This is a genomic window from Photobacterium lucens (assembly GCF_009873615.1).
Lineage (GTDB): Bacteria > Pseudomonadota > Gammaproteobacteria > Enterobacterales > Vibrionaceae > Photobacterium > Photobacterium lucens.
Genome location: NZ_SSMG01000161.1, coordinates 1 through 1,584, shown reverse-complemented (window position 1 = coordinate 1,584; position 1,584 = coordinate 1). Strand labels below are relative to the sequence as shown.

Annotated in this window: 1 protein-coding gene; it reads right to left on the bottom strand. The window is 44.1% G+C overall.

The genetic code is table 11. From position 1 onward, the window contains the following. A partial coding sequence (locus E5A76_RS07395) for an Ig-like domain-containing protein (RefSeq protein ID WP_161118537.1) occupies positions 1–1,584 on the bottom strand: 1,584 nt, incomplete at both ends.

The window sequence follows — 1,584 nt, the reverse complement described above, 5'->3', positions numbered from 1 at the left end:
CTGATATGACTGCTTCATGATATCCATCAAAGATGGTTGGTCGTCAAATTTTGCCCAGAAATATTCACCATCAGATGCTTTAATATCGATAGAACTACGTGAACCAGCATCATACTGAACACCCGCTTTTAATTGGTCGTAAGTTACAGTCACCCAGCCAGGCTTATTCGAAAGCTGAGTTCCATCAGCAGCCGTCAAATGCGAGTTTGAGCCTACATAAACCTGATAACTTTGGGCTACATGACCTTTTACTGAGTCTAACGTTAACATCCGTCCGTAATACATACTTCCTGAAATATCTATTACATAGTTCACATTCACAGGCTCTTGCTCTACATGTGGTGGCTTTAAATCACCAATCAACATATCTGAGCCGTTTTGCCCATCAATTACGTTATCACCATTGTCACCTTGTATAACAACCCCGTCTACTTCATAAACATGTGACGTGTTAGCAATCGCAATATGATCGGCTTCATCTTTAGTTATTACTTGTGCGTCCACGGTACGATCAGGATCATCGAGTAAATCTTTACCTGATACATCAATAGTAAAGTGACCGTTTTTTGCTTCACCATGATATTCATGTCCATTAACCGTTAACGATATTTGATCACCATCTTTCACATCTTTACCCACATCACCATTAATAGCGACATGTTCAGATTTTGCTTCTCTTGGCGTCAAAATATCGTCTTGTGCAATCGATGTTATTGTTATACTTGCATCAATAGCAACATGATAATCTTCTACTGCAGTAGCACTTGCCTCATGAGCCACACCGTAACTGGTGGTGACTGTTGCTGTCGCTTTATCAGCATGCAGGATATCGTCGCCTTTCACATCAACTGTCCACGTCTTATCTGACGTAACTGTCGTCGTGTATTGGTGACCATTGACAGTAACTGTAACCGTATCACCCGGCTCAACGTCTTTACCCACCGTACCTGTGATAGGCAGTTGTGGCTCATGACCTTCTTTTTGAGTGATCACGTTATCGCCAGTGATCGGATTAATGGTGATCGCCGCTTCCACTTTCACCGAGTAATCGTGCGTTGTATGAGCTGTTGCCGTATTACCTGCTTTATCTTCTGCTGTTACAGACGCTTCTACTTTGTCCACTCCTGCAGTTAATAGCGTATTACCATCAACACCATCCAGTGACCACACTAAACCATGCGCACCTTGCACAACTTTGGTTGTGCCTAGTGATTTGCCATCAAGGGTGACCTCAACCGTATCACCCACCTTCACATCACCACCCACTGTACCTGTGATGGTTTGTTTTTGGTGTGATTCAGTGGCATCCACTACATCATCATGGGCAATCGTATCAATTGTGATGCTAGCATTGATACTCGTGTCCACATCGTATGGCTTATCATCATGAGCACTAGCGTGGTGACCTGCTTCATCGCTGGTTGTCACGCTAGCAGTCACATCATGACCTTTGTTTTCAACCAATGCAGAGCCATCAACATCCACCGTCCACGTCTTATCGCCACCTACTTTCGTTGTGTAATCATGGCTACCAATGTGAACCGTTACGGTATCGCCCGGCTTAACGTCACCACCCACTGTACC